General features: G+C 51.7%; 17 protein-coding genes and 1 pseudogene. 5 read left to right on the top strand and 13 right to left on the bottom strand.

What is annotated here, in order from left to right:
* Positions 1-88: 88 nt before the first annotated feature.
* From ACH0VJ_RS17040 to bssR, 7 genes and pseudogenes are all read right to left on the bottom strand, one after another.
* Positions 89-1,252 (bottom strand): acyl-CoA dehydrogenase family protein, encoded by a 1,164-nt coding sequence (locus tag ACH0VJ_RS17040; RefSeq protein ID WP_000835385.1) that lies wholly within the window; start codon positions 1,250-1,252, stop codon positions 89-91.
* A 63-nt stretch (positions 1,253-1,315) separates the two neighbouring features.
* A complete protein-coding gene (locus tag ACH0VJ_RS17035) occupies positions 1,316-1,513 on the bottom strand; it encodes a hypothetical protein (protein WP_001200424.1) in 198 nt (65 codons plus the stop codon).
* 32 nt (positions 1,514-1,545) lie between these two features.
* Positions 1,546-2,499, bottom strand: coding sequence for an electron transfer flavoprotein subunit alpha/FixB family protein (locus tag ACH0VJ_RS17030; protein WP_000157775.1), 954 nt, complete (start codon positions 2,497-2,499; stop codon positions 1,546-1,548).
* 10 nt (positions 2,500-2,509) lie between these two features.
* The gene (locus ACH0VJ_RS17025; RefSeq protein ID WP_001521753.1) at positions 2,510-3,259 is read right to left on the bottom strand and encodes an electron transfer flavoprotein subunit beta/FixA family protein; all 750 of its coding nucleotides are present in this window, start codon (positions 3,257-3,259) and stop codon (positions 2,510-2,512) included.
* A 22-nt stretch (positions 3,260-3,281) separates the two neighbouring features.
* Positions 3,282-3,797, bottom strand: coding sequence for a CoA ester lyase (locus ACH0VJ_RS17020; RefSeq protein ID WP_001537268.1), 516 nt, complete (start codon positions 3,795-3,797; stop codon positions 3,282-3,284).
* A gap of 325 nt (positions 3,798-4,122) precedes the next feature.
* A pseudogene (locus tag ACH0VJ_RS17015) lies at positions 4,123-4,408 on the bottom strand (IS4 family transposase); the annotation flags it as partial.
* A gap of 102 nt (positions 4,409-4,510) precedes the next feature.
* Positions 4,511-4,894, bottom strand: coding sequence for a biofilm formation regulator BssR (gene bssR, locus ACH0VJ_RS17010; protein ID WP_000259651.1), 384 nt, complete (start codon positions 4,892-4,894; stop codon positions 4,511-4,513).
* 230 nt (positions 4,895-5,124) lie between these two features.
* Between bssR and rimO the strand changes: the two genes are divergently transcribed.
* Positions 5,125-6,450, top strand: coding sequence for a 30S ribosomal protein S12 methylthiotransferase RimO (rimO, locus tag ACH0VJ_RS17005; protein WP_000073317.1), 1,326 nt, complete (start codon positions 5,125-5,127; stop codon positions 6,448-6,450).
* Positions 6,451-6,540: 90 nt separating this feature from the next.
* Here rimO and gsiD read toward each other — a convergent pair whose 3' ends face one another.
* Genes gsiD through iaaA form a run of 5 tightly spaced genes read right to left on the bottom strand, consistent with a single transcriptional unit; the run spans position 6,541 to position 12,830 of the window.
* Positions 6,541-7,452 carry a glutathione ABC transporter permease GsiD gene (gene gsiD, locus ACH0VJ_RS17000; protein ID WP_001236020.1) on the bottom strand — a complete coding sequence of 304 codons (912 nt, stop codon included), beginning with the start codon at positions 7,450-7,452 and terminating at the stop codon, positions 6,541-6,543.
* 2 nt (positions 7,453-7,454) lie between these two features.
* The gene (gene gsiC / locus ACH0VJ_RS16995; protein WP_000936064.1) at positions 7,455-8,375 is read right to left on the bottom strand and encodes a glutathione ABC transporter permease GsiC; all 921 of its coding nucleotides are present in this window, start codon (positions 8,373-8,375) and stop codon (positions 7,455-7,457) included.
* Between the two features lie 60 nt (positions 8,376-8,435).
* Positions 8,436-9,974, bottom strand: a complete 1,539-nt coding sequence (gene gsiB / locus ACH0VJ_RS16990; RefSeq protein ID WP_000191444.1) for a glutathione ABC transporter substrate-binding protein GsiB — start codon at positions 9,972-9,974, stop codon at positions 8,436-8,438.
* Positions 9,975-10,006: 32 nt separating this feature from the next.
* Positions 10,007-11,878 carry a glutathione ABC transporter ATP-binding protein GsiA gene (gene gsiA, locus ACH0VJ_RS16985; RefSeq protein WP_001120589.1) on the bottom strand — a complete coding sequence of 624 codons (1,872 nt, stop codon included), beginning with the start codon at positions 11,876-11,878 and terminating at the stop codon, positions 10,007-10,009.
* 10 nt (positions 11,879-11,888) lie between these two features.
* Positions 11,889-12,830 (bottom strand): beta-aspartyl-peptidase, encoded by a 942-nt coding sequence (gene iaaA / locus ACH0VJ_RS16980; RefSeq protein WP_001030503.1) that lies wholly within the window; start codon positions 12,828-12,830, stop codon positions 11,889-11,891.
* A gap of 203 nt (positions 12,831-13,033) precedes the next feature.
* On the opposite strand from iaaA, the gene moeA reads away from it, so the two are divergent.
* From moeA to ACH0VJ_RS16960, 4 genes are all read left to right on the top strand, one after another.
* On the top strand, positions 13,034-14,269 hold the full coding sequence (moeA, locus tag ACH0VJ_RS16975) for a molybdopterin molybdotransferase MoeA (RefSeq protein WP_000395796.1): 1,236 nt from the start codon (positions 13,034-13,036) through the stop codon (positions 14,267-14,269).
* Positions 14,269-15,018 (top strand): molybdopterin-synthase adenylyltransferase MoeB, encoded by a 750-nt coding sequence (moeB, locus tag ACH0VJ_RS16970; RefSeq protein WP_000829280.1) that lies wholly within the window; start codon positions 14,269-14,271, stop codon positions 15,016-15,018. The genes moeA and moeB overlap by 1 nt, the downstream gene beginning before the upstream one ends.
* A 277-nt stretch (positions 15,019-15,295) precedes the next feature.
* The gene (locus ACH0VJ_RS16965; RefSeq protein ID WP_000576950.1) at positions 15,296-16,195 is read left to right on the top strand and encodes a glycyl-radical enzyme activating protein; all 900 of its coding nucleotides are present in this window, start codon (positions 15,296-15,298) and stop codon (positions 16,193-16,195) included.
* 5 nt (positions 16,196-16,200) lie between these two features.
* On the top strand, positions 16,201-18,633 hold the full coding sequence (locus ACH0VJ_RS16960) for a glycyl radical protein (RefSeq protein ID WP_000192661.1): 2,433 nt from the start codon (positions 16,201-16,203) through the stop codon (positions 18,631-18,633).
* Between the two features lie 77 nt (positions 18,634-18,710).
* Here ACH0VJ_RS16960 and ACH0VJ_RS16955 read toward each other — a convergent pair whose 3' ends face one another.
* Positions 18,711-19,520, bottom strand: a complete 810-nt coding sequence (locus ACH0VJ_RS16955) for a Cof-type HAD-IIB family hydrolase (RefSeq protein ID WP_000217910.1) — start codon at positions 19,518-19,520, stop codon at positions 18,711-18,713.
* Positions 19,521-19,569 lie beyond the last annotated feature (49 nt).

Genomic DNA, 19,569 nt, shown 5'->3' with positions numbered 1-19,569 from the left:
AGGGAGCGGCAATGACATGTTCAATCGAGACTATAATGACTCCGGACAGAGGTAACTGTTTCATAATATTTTTCCAATTGATTTGACATCAGAATGAACGTGGCATCTCCAGCACATGCTCAGCGATATAGCTCAGGATCAGGTTGGTAGATATGGGAGCAACCTGATATAAACGTGTTTCTCTAAACTTTCGTTCGATATCATACTCACAGGCAAAACCATATCCACCATGAAATTGCAGGCAGGCATTGGCTGCTTCCCAGCTGGCTTTCGCAGCAAGGTATTTCGCCATATTAGCCTGTGCTCCACAATCAAGATGCTGATCAAAAAGCTCGCACGCTTTAAAACGCATCAGATTAGCCGCTTCCACTGCAATAAATGCTTCTGCAATAGGAAACTGCACCCCCTGGTTCTGACCAATGGGACGACCAAAAACCTCACGCTCGCAGGTATAGCGGGTAACACGATCCATAAACCAATATCCATCGCCTATACATTCTGCCGCAATCAAGGTACGCTCTGCATTTAAACCATCAAGTATGTAATGAAAACCCATACCCTCTTCACCAATAAGATTTTCTTCGGGAATTTCCAGGTTGTCAAAAAAGAGCTCGTTGGTTTCATGATTGACCATATTGGGAATAGGTCGTACTGTCATTCCATTTTTCATAGCTTCTTTAATATCAACCATGAAAATAGACATCCCTTCGGATTTACGTTTTACATTTGCAAGCGGAGTAGTTCGAACCAGAAGAATCATCCAGTCTGAATGTTGAACACGTGAAATCCAGACTTTTTGTCCGTTTATCACATACCGGTCTTCTCTTTTTATAGCTGTAGTTTTAATTCTGGTGGTATCTGTACCTGCTGTGGGTTCTGTGACGCCCATCGACTGCAGGCGCCATTCACCAGTAGCTATCCGTGGCAGCCAGAATTCTTTCTGTTTATCGGATCCATGACGTAACAACGTATTCATGTTATACATCTGACCATGGCAGGCTCCAGAGTTTCCACCCGATCTATTGATCTCTTCCATGATAATAGATGCTTCAGTTAAACCAAGCCCTGACCCTCCAAATTCCTCCGGGATGAGCGCAGCCAGCCAACCAGCTTTGGTTAGTTTATTAACAAACTCTTCAGGATAGGCTTTTGCTTCATCTATCTTACGGTGATATTTATCATCAAATTCACTACATAATGAACGAACCGCATCACGAATATCCTGATATTTATCCTTTTCAATACTTTTCATAATTTTTTCCTCAATAAACCAGCGCCAACAGGGGGTAGAAAATGACCTTTTATCGGATGACCATCAGCAGATAGATCTGACTGGCGGTCGACAGGAAGAAAATAGAGCCAGTGCCATAATTCTGGCAGAACGCCCCCCCTCTTTAAAGATTTTGATGTCTTTATCCAGAGTGGCGGCCAGCAGCTTAGCGGGACCGGGGTTAAGATAATCGGTGTTGCGCAGAATGCCAGGCTGCCAAATTTGAATATCAGTATATTGCATAAAAGTTACCTTTAAGGAGGAAAAAATATGATTTATAATTTATCGATAAGTTCAGGTACAGCTTTGAAAATATCAGCTACCAAACCATAATCCGCAATAGAAAAGATAGGAGCGTCAGGATCCTTATTAATAGCGACAATGACGCCTGACTCTTTCATCCCGGCAAGATGTTGTATGGCGCCAGAAATTCCCAGAGCAATATAAAGTTGAGGCGCAACGATTTTTCCGGTCTGGCCAATCTGATAATCATTTGGTGCATAACCAGCATCTACAGCAGCCCGGCTTGCCCCCACGGCAGCGCCTAATTTATCTGCCAGGTTATCAACAAGTTCTTTGAATGCCTGTGCACTTCCTACTCCTCGTCCACCTGATACTACAACTCTGGCGGATTGTAAGTCTGGACGGTTACTTTTATTAACATGTTGGCTAATAAATTTTACCTGATCTGAACCAAGAACAACCTCTGTAAATTCAATGGGGGCTTTTCCCTCATATTCCGCAACCGCAGCCGCAGCCGCAAATGAGGTAGGACGAACAGTTATCACTTTATATTCATCATCACTGTGTACTGTGGCAATAGCGTTACCCGCATAGATTGGACGTTCAAAGGTATGTTGATCAATGACACGCGTAATATCACTAATCTGAGATACATCAAGTTTTGCTGCTAAGCGTGGCGCACAGTTTTTTCCAAAAGAGCTTGCAGGAAAAAGAATGGACTGATAATGATTTTTCCCACTATTCAAAAAATAGCTGATCTGTTTTTCCACATTCTCTGCCAGAAGGTGTTCGAATAGTGGGCTGTCAGCAACAAATACAGTGGATATCCCCTGAATATGACTGGCTTTAACTGCAATACTTTCTATACCATATCCTAACATAAGTATATCTATATCACTATTAATGGCTTTTGCCGCAGTGATAGTACTGAGTGTTGAAGGTAAAAGAGTATTGCCGTTATGTTCAGCAATAACTAAAGAAGCCATATTTTCCTCCTTAAATTACTTTTTCTTCGTTTTTTAATTTATCTAGCAGCGTGTTAATATCTGGAACGATTATGCCTGCTTTCCTTCTTGCTGGCTCATCAACTTTAATAATAGTCAATCTGGATGATGGGTTAATACCAAGTGAATCGAAATCTATCTCCTTAACAGGTTTCTTTTTGGCTTTAATAACATTCGGCAAGCTGATATTCCTCGGTGTATTCAGACGTAGATCTGTAGTGAGTACTGCAGGCAGGGATAAATTTAACGTTTCTAATCCTCCATCAACCTCACGAACAGCAGTTAATGAATTATCAGAAATAGTAATTTCACTAACATTAGTGGCTTGGGGAAGATCGAGTAATGCTGCCAGCATTTGGCCTACCTGATTACAATCATCGTCAATAGCTTGCTTGCCTAATAATATAATATCGGGTTTTTCATTCCGGGTAATAGCGGTGATAGTTTTGGCCACAATTAGTGGTGTAAGAGAGTTTTTTGTTAATATGTGTATTGCCCTGTCTGCCCCTGCTGCCAGTGCTGTACGCAATACATCCCCTACACCTGTGTTTCCTATAGACACTACAACAACCTCACTGATTAATCCCCGTTCTTTTAAACGTACTGCTTCTTCAACTGCAATTTCATCAAATGGATTGATACTGAGTTTTGAATCAGAAATATCAACATCAGAATGATCTCGCTTTATTCTAATTCTAACGTTATGATCGACAACTTGTTTTACACAAACTAAAGCTTTCATTGGTGACTCCTTCATATATTTACTAAATGCTATGAGCCAAAATCCTTTTTGCTTTTTCCAGTAACGGTTTATCCACCATTTGCCCTTCATGACTGAACGCTCCATGGGGATATTGAGCCAGTCGCATAATCTGGGGAACCCACTCGATTTCTTGTTTTAAATAGCTGAATGCTCTGTTTACATGTGAAATTTGTGGAGGGTGAATACATACCTTGCCACTGAACCCCATTTTACAGGAGTGAATAGCATTTTGTATTGTCAACTCGTTTTTCATAAATTCAGTTGTGATACCGTTAACAGAAGGATATGATCCAGCCAGGCGTGAAGTTATTACAATTTTTGCACGTACAGCAATCAGTACTTTTTCATCATTACTCATGAAATTCAGAGCATTTTCTCTGGCAATTATTTTTTTCTCAGATGACACCGCATTTTCTAAATCAAGGATTACGCTATCAGCACAACTGCTATTTGCTTTTTCAAATCGTTCAGGTTGGTCCCCCGTAACGAAAAGAAAAAACCGTTCTAACGTTTGCATTCTCGTCTCTCATTTGAATGGAGCATCTGATAATTCAATATATCTTAAAAAAATAATTTTCTGAATTAGCTTTTATCTAACCCCCCATTAAAATTGGTTCAGGTTCGCTGATAACAGAAAGAAACATGTAATTTATTGTTACAATAACAAAGATAAAAATAAAATTTAATTATTTGATATAAATAACGTTTCAGAATAGTAAACGGCCGACATTCCGTACCTGTTTCAGGAGTGAATTCGACTATACCGTTCCCTAAGAACATCAACGATTGTCTGGTGAACCGAATTTAGTCACCTTTGGCGGAAAACAGGCTGGCATATAGGAGAGCATGACAACCCGGGTCATTCCCTCCGTGATTTTTTAGTAACACGCTGAAAAAGTATCTGAAACTTCATTCTGCAAGTGAGACTTTCCCCGAAGTCGATCGATACGTTTTATCTTGTGCCTGACCGATGCTACTCCTGACAAATCACGCCCAATACTGAATAAGTGTAAGAGATGCACCGTTAATCACTACACTGGTAGCCTCAATCAGAGATTGACGGCGGTAAAGGTGCAAAGGCTCCAGTATATTTTTAAAGGATTTTTGGCATAATGAACGAGCAGGCATAGTGATGATTTCCTTGAAAGTGTTAGCGCAATCAATTAGATCACATAACACTATGCCTGTCCTGGTTTGCTGGGGATTCCTCAGGAGTCGCCTCCCCCTTATTCAGACCTGTGTAAGCGGTGAATGTGCTTTCAGACTCTGAATACTCAGCGTCAAAGTTGTCAGACAGTTTTCAAGTTTATCTGCGTTGACGGCAATAAAGGTCGGACAATCATGGTGTCCGCTCATTAAACAAACGGCGGCGGCTGCAAGCGCGCCTTCGGCACGGCGCAGCGCGTTCCACTCTTCCTGATCGAGATGCAGTCCCTGCCGTAAAGCGTGATCGTGGAGCTCGCGATTCAGTTCAAAAAAATTGTCACGCAGAGTGTCACTTTCGCTGACTGACATATACCCCTTCGCTTTTCGCAATTGCAGATAAGCGGCAAGATCGATACGCGCGTTTATCAGCTTGTTGAGAAGATCGGTTCTCAGTCTGTCAACGACCATACCTTTTTTCCTCCTCTTTTCTACCAGGGTTCAACTTAATAGTATGGTCGTTTTTTAGACAAAGGGGTGTCAGAGATCAAGAATTTTCTTAGAATTGCCCTTTTTCACCTTTTGCTGATAACCACAACGGTTGATGCCGCCGCTCCTGATGAGATTGCGATACAATTTTTGTTCGGATATCTGTAGAATCCCTGCCCTGACCATTCCAATAAATGAACACTTTTTAAGCTATGAGTAATGTAACCCACCAGCCAAAGATCGGCTTCGTTTCCCTGGGCTGTCCGAAAAACCTCGTTGATTCGGAACGCATCCTGACTGAGCTGCGTACCGAAGGCTATGACGTTGTGCCACGCTATGACGATGCGGATATGGTTATCGTTAATACCTGTGGCTTTATTGACAGCGCGGTACAAGAGTCGCTGGAAGCCATTGGCGAAGCGCTGAACGAAAACGGTAAGGTAATCGTCACCGGCTGCCTGGGCGCAAAAGAAGATCAGATCCGCGAAGTGCATCCGAAAGTACTGGAAATCACCGGGCCGCATAGCTATGAGCAAGTTCTGCAGCACGTACATCATTACGTACCGAAGCCGAAGCACAATCCATTTTTAAGCCTCGTACCGGAACAGGGTGTAAAACTGACGCCGCGCCATTATGCGTATCTGAAAATTTCTGAAGGCTGTAATCACCGCTGCACGTTCTGCATCATCCCGTCGATGCGCGGGGATCTGGTCAGCCGTCCGATTGGCGACGTATTAAGCGAAGCGAAACGTCTGGTTGATGCCGGGGTCAAAGAGATTCTGGTGATTTCGCAAGATACCTCCGCCTACGGCGTAGATGTGAAGCACCGCACCGGATTCCATAATGGCGAACCGGTGAAAACCAGTATGGTGAGCCTGTGCGAACAGTTATCAAAACTGGGCGTCTGGACACGTCTGCACTACGTCTACCCCTACCCACACGTTGATGATGTGATTCCGCTAATGGCGGAAGGCAAAATCCTGCCTTATCTGGACATTCCGCTGCAACATGCCAGCCCGCGGATTCTTAAACTGATGAAACGTCCTGGTTCCGTTGACCGCCAGCTGGCGCGCATTAAGCAGTGGCGCGAAATCTGCCCGGAACTGACCCTACGCTCCACCTTTATTGTCGGCTTCCCCGGCGAAACGGAAGAAGACTTCCAGATGCTGCTCGACTTCCTGAAAGAAGCGCGCCTCGATCGTGTAGGCTGCTTCAAGTACAGCCCGGTGGAAGGCGCTGGCGCGAATGAGCTGCCGGATCAGGTGCCGGAAGAGGTGAAAGAAGAGCGCTGGAACCGCTTTATGCAACTGCAACAGCAAATCTCCGCTGAGCGCTTGCAGGAAAAAGTGGGCCGCGAAATTCTGGTGATCGTCGATGAGGTTGACGAAGAAGGCGCTATCGGGCGTAGCATGGCGGATGCGCCGGAAATTGACGGCGCGGTCTATTTGAACGGCGAAACCAACGTCAAGCCGGGCGATATCGTGCGCGTGAAAGTGGAAAACGCCGACGAATATGATTTGTGGGGCAGTCGGGTTTAACGCCACCTCCCCCGGCGCGGGTGCCGAATGTGTTACCCCACCTGGCGAGCCCGTTCCAGGCCCGCCAGGCGTCAACGCCACCGGGCTGGCTTACCCCTTAATCTTCGGGTCCAGCGCATCGCGCAACCCGTCGCCTAACAGGTTAAACGCCAGCACAGTCAGGAAAATCGCCACCGCCGGGAAGAGCGCTACGTGCGGCGCGATGACCATATCCGCCCGCGCTTCATTAAGCATCGCTCCCCACTCCGGCGTTGGCGGCTGCGCGCCTAACCCGAGAAATGACAGGCTTGCCGCGGAAATAATTGACGTACCGATACGCATCGTAAAGAAAACCACAATTGACGAGACCGTCCCCGGCAAGATATGGCTAAACAAAATCGTCGTGTCGCTGGCGCCGATACTGCGGGCAGACTCAATAAACGTCTGCTGTTTTAAGACCAGGGTATTTCCGCGCACCAGACGTGCAAACGCCGGAATAGAGAAAATCGCCACCGCAACGATCACATTAGCAATACCGCTGCCTAACACCGCCACAACGGCAATCGCCAGCAAAATGCCGGGGAAGGCGAACAACACATCGCAAATGCGCATAATGAAACGATCCCACCAGCCTTCATAATATCCCGCCAGCAATCCCAACACCGTACCGATTATCGCGCCGATAAATACCGCGAACACGCCCGCCGCCAGTGAGATCTGCGCTCCAACGAGAACCCGGCTAAAGATGTCTCTTCCCAGCGAGTCAACGCCAAACCAGTGCTGCAAAGAGGGGCCATTGTTCAGGCTATCGTAGTCAAAATAGTTTTCCGCATCGTAGGGCGTCAGCCAACGGGCAAAAATCGCCACCAGAATTAACGCCAGTACGAATCCCCCGGCGACCAACGCGACATGCTGGCGGCGAAAACGACGCCAGAACTCCCGCCACGGCGTGCGTATCTGGTCGGGTTTTATCACCGGCATAGCATGTAAAATCGCCTGACGGCGCCAGTTAAATAATCGCATCCTTACTTATACCTGATAGCCGGATTAATGGCGGCATAGAGGACATCCACCACTAAGTTGATAAGAATAAATTCCAGAGAAAACAGCAGCACTTCCGCCTGAATCACGGGGTAGTCGCGCATGTCGACGGAGTCGACCAGTAATCGCCCAAGCCCCGGCCAGTTAAACACTTTTTCGACGACGATCGATCCGCCAAGCAGAAAGCCAAATTGCAGTCCCATCATGGTGACGACCGGGATCATCGCATTGCGCAGGCCATGTTTTAACACCACCCACGTTTCACTAACGCCTTTCGCCCGCGCGGTCCTCATGTAATCCTCGCTCAGGACATCGACAAACGAGGAGCGCGTAAAACGCGCCATGACGGATGCCACCGCCGCGCCAAGCGTCAGGGAGGGTAAAATATAATGTTGCCAGCTATCCGCCCCCACGGTCGGTAGCCAGCCCAGATCCACGGAAAAAATCTGCATTAACAACATTCCCAGCGCAAAAGCCGGGAAAGAAATGCCGGTCACGGCAAGCGTCATTCCTAACCGGTCAGGCCAGCGATTACGCCACACGGCGGCGGCGATGCCGATCGCCATGCCAAACAGAACCGCCCATATCATACTGGTTATCGTCAGCCACAGCGTCGGCAAAAAGCGGCTGGCGATCTCCTCAGAAACCGGGCGGCGGGAAACCATTGACGTCCCGAAATCGCCTTGTAAAACATGGGTGATGTAATGCCAAAACTGGACATGAAGCGGCTGATCAAGCCCCAGCTGCTGACGAACCAGCGCGATCACCTGCGCGTCGGCTTCCGGTCCGGCTATCAGCCGCGCCGGGTCGCCGGGCAACAAATGAACAAATAAAAACACCAGCACTGCCACAATCAACAGCGTAGGAATTAATCCCAGCAGGCGCTTGAGAACATAGTTAAGCATCACACGAACCTTTTACCGGATGGCGGACAACGCGCGCGCCATCCAGCCCCATCGCATTACTTACTTCAAATCCGCATCGTCAAAGCTGAAACCGGTATCCGGCATAATCCAGAAACCGGTCAAATTTTTACTGTGCGCAGAAACCAATTTCTCCACCACCAACGGTATCCAGGGCGACTCTTTCCAGATAATATCCTGCGCCTCTTTGTACAATCGTGTTTTCTCCTGCGGATCGTTGGTCTTTAAGGCCGCCGCCAAATCGCTGTCGACCTGCTTGTTGCTGTAAAAAGCGGTATTAAACTGCGTCGGCGGCCAGTTTTGTGATGCGAAGAGCGGCGATAACGCCCAGTCAGCTTCGCCCGTCGACGCCGACCAGCCGGTATAGAACATTCGCACGCCGCTCTCTTTTTGCCCTTTGCCCTCAACTTCCGCAGCGCGCTGGCCGGCGTCCATCGCGGTTATCCGGGCTTTAATGCCAATCTGCGCCAGTTGCTGTTGGGTAAACTGCAACACTTTTTGCGCGGTGCTATGGTTATGCGATGACCACAGCGTGGTACTGAAACCGTCTGGATACCCCGCCTCTTTCAACAGTTCGCGCGCTTTAGCCGGATCATAGGGCCACGGCTGATAGCTTTGCGCATAGGCTATCGACGGCGGCACCACGCCCGTCGCCGGCGTGGCGTATCCGGCAAACGCCACTTTAACCAGCGCCTGACGATTGATAGCGTAATTCAACGCCTCACGCACCTTAGGATTATCAAACGGCTTCTGCGTCACATTCATACTGATATAACGCTGCATAATGGACGGGCTGGCGACCAGTTCGAGGTTTTTATTTTTCGCCAGTAACGCGGCCTGCTCATAAGGGATAGGAAAAGCAAATTGCGCTTCGCCGGTTTGCAGCATCGCCGCGCGGGTATTGTTGTCAGTAACCGGACGCCAGGTAATAGAATCCAGCTTGGGTAAGCCCTGCTGCCAGTAACCGGCGAACTTCTTCACTTTGACAAAGTCGGTCTGATTCCAGGTTTCAAGCTGGTATGGACCGGTACCGACCGGATGAAAACCAATATCCTTGCCATATTTTTCCAGCGCTTGCGGCGAGATCATCGCCGTCGCCGGGTGCGCCAGAATATTAATGAAAGCGGAGAACGGCTGTTTCAGGGTGATTTTTACCGTTGCCGGATCGACAACCTCCGTTTTTGCGATATTTTTATACAGGTTATAACGCTTGAGGTGGTTATCCGGATTGCTGGCGCGATCGAGATTCGCTTTCACCGCCGCCGCATCAAAATCCGCGCCGTCCTGAAATTTCACCCCCTGCCGTAGGGTAATGGTGTAGGTCAGACCGTCATCAGAAACGGTATAGCCTTCCGCCAGGACGTTTTTTACCTTCATGTCTTTATCCAGGCCAAACAGCCCCTGATAAAATGACTTCGCCACCGCCTGCGAGAGCGTATCGTTGGCGTCATACGGATCGAGCGTGGTGAAATTAGACCCTACCGCCACCACCACATCTTTGGCCGCCAGGGCCGGAAAAACCGCAATGGATGAGGCCAGTCCCAGCGCCGCCAGCCATTTATGCGTAATAAATTGCGTCATGTTGTTCTCCTGAAACCCTGCCTGTCTGAATGTTATAAGCGCGAGAGCGCATTATCCTGCAGCGGCCGCGCGACATAATGTCCCGGCCCGACCAACTGTAATGAAACGGCGGGCGTCTCTTCGCCACGTTTATGAATATTGCTGGGTATATCATCTGATAGCAGAACGCGCCGCGGCCGGTGTCTGGAGGGATCGGCAACCGGCACCGCCGCCATCAATTTACGCGTATAAGGATGCTGCGGATTTTCAAAAACGGCGCGCCGCGGCCCCATCTCAACAATTTGACCAAGATACATCACCGCCACGCGATGGCTAATTCGCTCCACGACCGCCATATCATGCGAAATAAACAGGTAGGCGATCCCCATTTCCCGTTGTAAATCGAGCAGTAAATTAATGATCTGCCCGCGAACGGAAACATCCAGCGCGGAGACCGCCTCATCGGCAATAATCACTTTAGGATTCAATGCCAGCGCGCGAGCTATGCAGATGCGCTGACGTTGACCGCCGGAAAACTCATGCGGATAACGCCAGGCATGTTCAGGACGTAATCCGACACGCTCAAGCAACCAGGCCACGCGCTTTGCCGCAGCGTCCCCCTGCCCCAGGCCATGAATCCGTAAAGGTTCCATAATGGAATACCCCACGGTCTGGCGCGGGTCGAGCGAGGCGTAAGGGTCCTGGAAAATACACTGAATATCGCGGCGCAACGGCTGGAGTTTACCCGCAGACAGTGTGTCAATGCGCTGGCCGTTAAAGATAATCTCCCCCTGCCGGGATTCAACCAACCGCAACAGCGCGCGTCCGGTCGTCGATTTTCCGCTACCGGACTCGCCCACCAGCGATAGCGTTTCGCCCGGCCAGAGATCGAAACTGATATTCTCAACGGCATGAACTTCACGCGTAATACGGTTAAAGAGACCGCTACGCAGCGGGAATCGCGTCACCAGCCCCCGAACCTGGAGAATAGGTTCGCCTTCCACCACCGTGTCTTGCTCAATCTGCGATTCATAAAGGGCCGGTTCGTCAGCGGAAATCAACGGGAAACGGCGTGGCAGCGAGTGGCCGCGCATCGCGCCAAGCTGAGGGACGGCGGCCAGTAACGTTTGGGTATAAGGATGCGTCGGCGCATGGAAAATCTGCTCTACGCTGCCGGTTTCCACGGCCTCGCCCTGATACATCACCAGCACGCGATCGGCAATATCCGCCACGACGCCCATGTCGTGGGTGATAAAAATCACACCCATCGACATCTCTTGCTGCAACACTTTGATAAGTTGCAGAATTTGCGCCTGGATAGTGACATCCAGCGCCGTGGTGGGTTCATCGGCAATCAATACCGCCGGACGACAGGATAGCGCCATCGCGATCATGACTCGCTGGCGCATCCCGCCGGAAAGCTGATGCGGATAACGCGATAAAATCGCCTGCGACTCCGGGATCCGTACCTGATCGAGCATACGTTTCGCTTCCGCCAGCGCCTCTTCGTGGCTGGCGCCCTGATGCAAACGAATAGATTCGGCAATTTGCTCGCCAACGGTAAATACCGGGTTGAGCGAGGTCATTGGCTCCTGGAAAATCATGGCGATATCCGCGCCGCGCACACGTCGCATCTGCGCGTCACTCTGCTCAGACAACTCAATCACCTGGCGATTACGCCGACGCAACAGCATTTCGCCGCAGCGCACGTTCGCGCCCGACTGCTCAATCAGCCGCATTAACGCCAGCGCCGTCACCGATTTTCCCGAGCCCGACTCGCCGACAATCGCCAGAGTCTCTCCACGCTTCAGGCGTAATGACACATTACGCACGGCGTCTACCTGTTGCCCTTCGTGGTGAAACGCGATATTCAGGCCACTTACGGACAGAACATCGCGGCTATCCAGTTCATCGCTGTGCGGCACCTGCGGCTCCTTATTCCCGGTAAATTCCTGTGGTCGGCGTATCCCCGGCATATCCCCAGGCGCGATACATCCCTTCGCTGTTAAACGGCAACGCGACATTACCTTCGTGATCAACGGCGATCAATCCACCGCTGCCGCCCAGCGCCGGTAATTTTTCCATCACCACGCGCTCACAGGCGTCGGCAAGGCTGAGTCCGCCATATTCCATCAATGCGGCGATATCGTAAGCCGCGAGCGTGCGAATAAAGACCTCTCCCGTTCCGGTACAGGAAACGGCGACGCTGGCGTTGTTGGCATAACACCCGGCGCCGACCAGCGGGCTGTCGCCGACGCGCCCGGGCAATTTATTGGTCATCCCGCCGGTAGACGTTGCCGCCGCCAGATTACCGAATTTATCCCGCGCCACCGCGCCGACTGTACCCATTTTTTTCGTTTCGTCCAGCGGCGCGCCGCTGTGATCGAGCGCCATTTCGCCCGCCGCACGCGCCGCCAGCAATTGCTCGTAACGCGCCGGGGTGGAAAAGATATCCGGCGAAACGCGCGCCATCCCCTGTGAAAAGGCAAAGTTTTCCGCCCCTTCCCCCACCATGAGTACATGCGGGCTGCGCTCCATCACCAGTCTGGCGGCGAGCACAGGATGGCGAACATGACTCACGCCCGCGACGGCTCCGGCTTTCAGGGTATTGCCGTCCATCACGCAGGCATCCAGTTCATGAGTCCCGTCTCGGGTATAGACCGCGCCGATACCCGCATTGAAGAGCGGACACGCTTCCAGCAGGCGCACCGCTTCCGTCACTACATCAAGCGCGCTGTCACCCGCTTCCAGCATCTTTTGCCCGCTTTCGACAATCTCTGACAGCGCCTGGATATAGCGTAGCTCCTGCTCATGGCTCATTTGCGCGCGAGCAATCGCGCCTGCGCCGCCGTGAATCGCAATCACTGCTTTATTCATTTTTAGGGTCCATTAACGGTGGCACACAACTTTTACTATAACTATCAGAATTGTTGTGAGTTATTCATTCGATTTTTGAATATAGAAAGATGCGTAAGGTATGTAAAGGCGCAAGGCCGTCTCTAAGACCGAGGTAGCATACTGCCCGCCACTGTTTTCTGACATAATAGCCGGATTCGATTTTGCCTCGCAGGAGTATGTTCATGGAATTTTCCGCCGGATTGATGCCGCTTGAAACGGCGCTGACCCAGATGCTTTCACGTATTACCCCGCTCACCGCCGTAGAAACGTTGCCGCTGGTGAACTGCTTTGGCCGCATCCTGGCGACCGATATCGTTTCTCCCCTCGATGTCCCCGGCTTTGATAATTCAGCTATGGATGGTTATGCGGTACGCGTGGCGGATTTGTCCGCCGATAAGCCGCTGCCCGTCGCCGGCAAAGCATTTGCCGGTCAGCCCTACCAGGGAGAGTGGCCTGCGGGAACCTGCATTCGCATTATGACCGGCGCCCCGGTACCGGCAGGTTGCGAGGCGGTAGTCATGCAAGAGCAGACGGAACAAACCGATGACGGCGTGCGTTTTACCGCCGATGTTCGTTGCGGACAAAACATCCGCCGCCGCGGCGAGGATATTCGCCAGGATGCGGTGGTCTTTCCGGCCGGTACGCGCCTGACTACTGCCGAACTGCCAGTGCTGGCGTCGCTGGGAATTTCCGATGCGCAGGTTGTACGTAAAGTGCGCGTAGCGCTGTTCTCGACCGGCGACGAGCTCCAGCTTCCGGGCCAGCCGCTGGAGGCGGGACAAATTTATGACACTAACCGTCTAACTATACATTTGATGCTGCAACAGCTTGGCTGCGAAGTGATCAATTTAGGCATTATTCCTGACGATCCCGGTAAGCTTCGCGCCGCATTTATCGACGCCGACAGCCAGGCCGATGTAGTGATAAGCTCCGGCGGCGTCTCGGTTGGTGAAGCGGACTATACCAAAACCATCCTTGAGGAGCTGGGCGAAATCGCCTTCTGGAAGCTGGCTATCAAGCCAGGCAAACCGTTTGCCTTCGGCAAACTCAGTAATAGCTGGTTCTGTGGCCTGCCGGGGAATCCAGTCTCTGCGGCGCTCACGTTTTATCAACTGGTTCAGCCTTTACTGGCGAAGCTTGGCGGCAACACGGCAAGCGCTGTACCGCCGCGCCAGCGTGTACGCACAACATCTCGCCTGAAGAAAACGCCGGGGCGTCTCGATTTCCAGCGCGGCATCCTGCAACGTAGCGCCAACGGAGAACTGGAGGTCACGACCACCGGACACCAGGGTTCACATATTTTTAGCTCGTTTAGTCTGGGCAACTGCTTTATTGTGCTGGAGCGTGAACGCGGCAATGTTGAGCCGGGAGAATGGGTGGAAGTCGAGCCGTTTAATGCTCTGTTCGGAGGCCTGTAATGGCGGAACTTAGCGACCAGGAAATGCTGCGCTATAACCGACAAATTATTCTGCGCGGCTTCGATTTTGAAGGGCAGGAAGCGTTAAAAGATGCGCGGGTATTAGTGGTCGGGCTGGGCGGACTCGGCTGCGCGGCAACGCAGTATCTGGCCGGCGCTGGCGTCGGGCAACTGACGCTACTCGATTTTGATACCGTTTCCGTTTCCAATCTCCAGCGTCAAACCTTGCACAGCGACGCCACGGTCGGGCAGCCAAAGGTAGAGTCCGCCCGCGACGCGCTGGCACGAATCAACCCGCATATTACCATTACGCCCGTTAACGCGCGGCTGGACGACGACGCTATGACCAGCCTGATTGCCGGGCATTCGCTGGTACTGGACTGTACCGATAACGTTAGCGTACGTAATCAACTTAACGCCGGATGCTATACCGCGAAAGTGCCGCTAATCTCCGGCGCGGCCATTCGTATGGAAGGACAAGTTACCGTCTTTACGTATCGGGAAAACGAACCCTGTTACCGCTGCCTGAGCCGTCTGTTTGGCGAAAACGCTCTGACCTGTGTAGAAGCTGGGGTGATGGCGCCGCTGATTGGCGTGATCGGTTCGCTACAGGCAATGGAGGCCATTAAGCTGCTGGCGCATTACGGTCAGCCTGCCAGCGGAAAAATCGTCATGTACGATGCGATGACCTGTCAGTTCCGCGAAATGAAGTTGATGCGTAACCCCGGCTGTGAGGTCTGCGGGCAGTAGCCACTTTACGGATAAACATACCAAAGCACGGTTTATGGCCGTGCTGTATCAACAGATAATTACTGCCATCAGACGCAAAGCCAGCTTACCCAAGCTCCGACTGACGATCGGCTCAAGCAGCGCGGCATCATCTTAAACGCCATATCACAGCCTCAAACCGTGATGTTGTACCTCATTTAACGCCTCTTAGTCAGAACCTCTCCATTCGTTGACGCACATCAAGACAACTTTCATTCGAAAGTAATTTAATCTTTATATGAAATAAGAGAGGCCGTTTATGATCTTCAATATTCAGCGCTATTCTACCCACGATGGCCCCGGTATCCGTACCGTAGTATTTCTCAAAGGCTGTTCGTTGGGCTGTCGCTGGTGCCAGAACCCGGAAAGCCGCGCCCGCGCTCAGGATCTGTTATACGACGCGCGGCTGTGTCTCGAAGGATGCGACCTGTGCGCGCAAGCCGCGCCGGACGTCATTGAGCGCGCGCTAAACGGCCTGCTCATCCATCGCGAGAAACTGACCGACGCCCATTTTTCCATCCTGGCGCATTGCTGCCCCACACAGGCGTTAACCGTGTGCGGCGAAATAAAAAGCGTGGATGAGATCATGGCGACAGTACTGCGCGATAAACCTTTTTACGATCGCAGCGGCGGCGGTCTTACGCTTTCCGGCGGCGAACCGTTTATGCAGCCGGAACTGGCGGCAGAGCTGTTTAAAGCCAGCCATGACGCCGGTATTCATACTGCGGTTGAGACCTGTCTGCATGTCCCATGGAAATACATTGCGCCCTCACTGCCTTATATCGATCTGTTTCTGGCTGATTTGAAACATGTCGCCGACGGGCCGTTTAAGCGGTGGACCGATGGCAGCGCCTCGCGGGTGTTGGAAAATCTCAGGAAACTCTCCGCCGCGGGCAAAAAAATGGTGATTCGCGTCCCGCTGATTCAGGGATTTAATGCCGATGAGGAGACCATTAAAGCCATTACCGACTTTGCCGCCGACGAACTGCACGTCGGGGAAATTCATTTTCTGCCCTACCACACGCTGGGCATCAATAAATACCACTTACTCAGTCAGCCCTATCATGCCCCGGATAAACCACTGGATGCGCCGGCGTTACTTGATTTTGCCCAGAAGTACGCCTGCCAAAAAGGTTTAACCGCGACCCTACGAGGATAATTATCATGACCCAACTGAAACTGGACACGCTCAGTGACCGCATTAAGGCGCACAAAACCGCGCTGGTACATATCGTGAAACCGCCGGTCTGTACCGAGCGCGCGCAGCATTATACCGAAATGTATCAGCAGCATCTGGATAAACCGATTCCGGTACGCCGCGCGCTGGCGCTGGCCCATCACCTGGCGGAACGCACTATCTGGATAAAACACGATGAATTGATCGTCGGCAACCAGGCAAGTGAAGTCCGCGCCGCGCCGATTTTCCCGGAATATACCGTCTCGTGGATTGAAAAAGAGATCGACGACCTGGCAGACCGGCCCGGCGCAGGTTTTTCCGTCAGTGAAGAAAACAAGCGTATTCTGCACGACGTCTGTCCGTGGTGGCGCGGTCAAACCGTCCAGGATCGCTGCTACGGCATGTTTACCGATGAACAAAAAGGGCTTCTGGCGACTGGCATTATCAAAGCCGAAGGCAATATGACCTCCGGCGATGCGCACCTGGCGGTGAACTTCCCGCTGCTGCTGGAAAAAGGGCTTGATGGCCTGCGCGATAAAGTCGCCGAGCGCCGCTCACGCATCAACCTGACCGTGCTGGAAGATCTGCATGGCGAGCAGTTCCTGAAGGCGATTGATATTGTGCTGGACGCGGTAAGCCAGCACATCACGCGCTTTGCCGCGCTGGCGCGCCAGATGGCGGGCGAAGAGTCCCGTGAAAGCCGTCGTAAAGAGCTACTTACCATCGCCGAAAACTGCGAGGTGATCGCCCACCAACCGCCGCAGACCTTCTGGCAAGCACTGCAATTGTGCTACTTCATCCAACTGATTCTACAAATTGAGTCTAACGGTCACTCGGTGTCATTTGGTCGTATGGACCAGTATCTTTACCCCTATTATCGTCGCGATGTCGAACTAAACCAGACTCTGGATCGTGAGCACGCCATTGAACTGCTGCACAGCTGCTGGCTGAAACTGCTGGAAGTAAACAAGATCCGCTCCGGTTCGCACTCTAAAGCTTCCGCAGGCAGCCCGCTGTATCAAAACGTCACCATTGGCGGTCAGAATCTCATCAACGGTCAGCCAATGGACGCAGTGAATCCGCTGTCTTACGCCATTCTGGAGTCCTGCGGACGTTTGCGTTCTACCCAGCCCAACCTCAGTGTGCGTTATCACGCCGGAATGAGTAACGATTTCCTTGACGCCTGCGTCCAGGTCATCCGCTGCGGCTTTGGGATGCCGGCGTTTAACAATGATGAAATCGTCATCCCGGAATTTATCAAGTTGGGGATCGAACCGCAGGACGCTTACGATTACGCGGCGATCGGCTGTATCGAAACCGCCGTCGGCGGGAAATGGGGTTATCGCTGCACCGGCATGAGCTTTATTAACTTCGCCCGCGTCATGCTGGCGGCGCTGGAAGGCGGTCGCGACGCCACCAGCGGCAAGGTATTTCTGCCGCAGGAAAAGGCGCTCTCCGCAGGCAACTTTAACAATTTTGACGAAGTGATGGCCGCCTGGGATACCCAAATTCGCTACTACACGCGCAAATCGATCGAAATTGAGTATGTGGTCGACACCATGCTGGAAGAGAACGTCCACGATATTCTCTGCTCAGCGCTAGTAGATGACTGTATTGAGCGAGCGAAGAGTATCAAGCAAGGCGGCGCGAAATATGACTGGGTATCCGGTCTTCAGGTCGGTATCGCCAACCTGGGCAACAGCCTCGCCGCCGTGAAAAAACTGGTCTTCGAACAGGGCGTTATCGGTCAACAGCAGCTTGCCGCCGCGCTGGCCGATGACTTCGACGGCCTGACTCACGAGCAGTTGCGCCAGCGTCTGATTAACGGCGCGCCGAAGTACGGCAACGACGATGACAGTGTCGATACCCTGCTGGCGCGCGCTTATCAGACCTATATTGATGAGCTGAAGCAATATCATAACCCGCGCTACGGTCGTGGCCCTGTCGGCGGCAACTATTACGCCGGTACGTCCTCTATCTCAGCAAACGTGCCATTTGGCGCCGCGACTATGGCTACCCCGGATGGCCGCAAAGCGCATACGCCGCTGGCGGAAGGCGCAAGCCCTGCATCAGGTACGGATCATCTCGGCCCGACGGCGGTGATTGGTTCCGTAGGCAAATTACCTACCGGTTCCATTCTCGGCGGCGTGCTGCTCAACCAGAAACTGAACCCAACGACGCTGGAAAACGAATCCGACAAACAGAAACTGATGGTTCTGCTACGGACGTTCTTTGAGGTGCATAAAGGCTGGCATATTCAGTACAACATCGTGTCACGCGAAACGCTGTTGGATGCGAAAAAACATCCAGACCAGTACCGCGATCTGGTCGTGCGTGTGGCAGGCTACTCCGCCTTCTTCACCGCGCTGTCGCCGGATGCGCAGGACGATATCATCGCCCGTACCGAACATATGCTGTAATTTACCCTGGCGCCATCGGCAATATGTCCGAACTGCCTGATGGCGCTACGTTTAACAGGCCTACGCAGGCCTGTTAATCAGAAGGGATCGGTGCCGTCAAGCACGGCCTGAATGACGTTGAGCGCGCCTTGATGGTTATTATCATCAGTGTGATAACGTGAAAGCGCTTTGATATTGTCTGCGGCATTGCCCATGGCAAAAGAGTAATGCGCCATTTTCAACATTTCCGCATCATTACCGCTGTCGCCAATGGCGACGACATTCTGTGGCGACCTGTTCCAGCGCTTTAACAGACGACTGATGCCATTCGCTTTATGCAGTCCCGGGATAATCAGGTCGATAAAACCGAAGCCGCTGGTGACGGGCTTCATGATGCCATCCAGAGATACGTGCAGTTTGTCGATAACCAGCGGAATTTGTTCATCGGGCAAATTCAGGGAGAACTTAAACAGGATATCGTCAATGTCGTGATAATCGTTTACCGGCTGCAGGCGGTGATAATGTTTGGCCATCAGCGCCACGAAAGTCTCGGGAGCGTTTTTGCTGACATAAGCGCTTTTCAGACCGCAGGCGACGAAGTTAAGCTGCTTATCCTTCAGCAGTTCGCCAATCACAATCCGCGATTCATGCCGGGTTAACTCCCCGTGAAACAACTGCTTGCCATGTTCATACACCAGCGCGCCATTTTCTGCGACAAAGGAAATTTCGTCTTTCAGCTCGGGGAAGAAGGAGATCAACTGGTAGTACTGATTACCGCTGGCGACCACAAATTCGATATTACGTTTTTTCAGTTCCTGGTATTGCGCCATGAAGCGTACACGATCGTACTGCTTGGCATCGTCGAGAAAAGTGCCGTCCATATCGGTAACGACAACGTTAACGGTCATACTTAAGCTCCTGGCTGTAACTGCGACCAGAAACATTTTAATAACAATG

This window comes from Salmonella sp. 2020_1459 (genome assembly GCF_043847915.1).
Taxonomy (GTDB): domain Bacteria; phylum Pseudomonadota; class Gammaproteobacteria; order Enterobacterales; family Enterobacteriaceae; genus Salmonella; species Salmonella enterica.
Note: the sequence above shows the minus strand (reverse complement) of the source record. Positions and strands in the feature narration are given on the sequence as shown.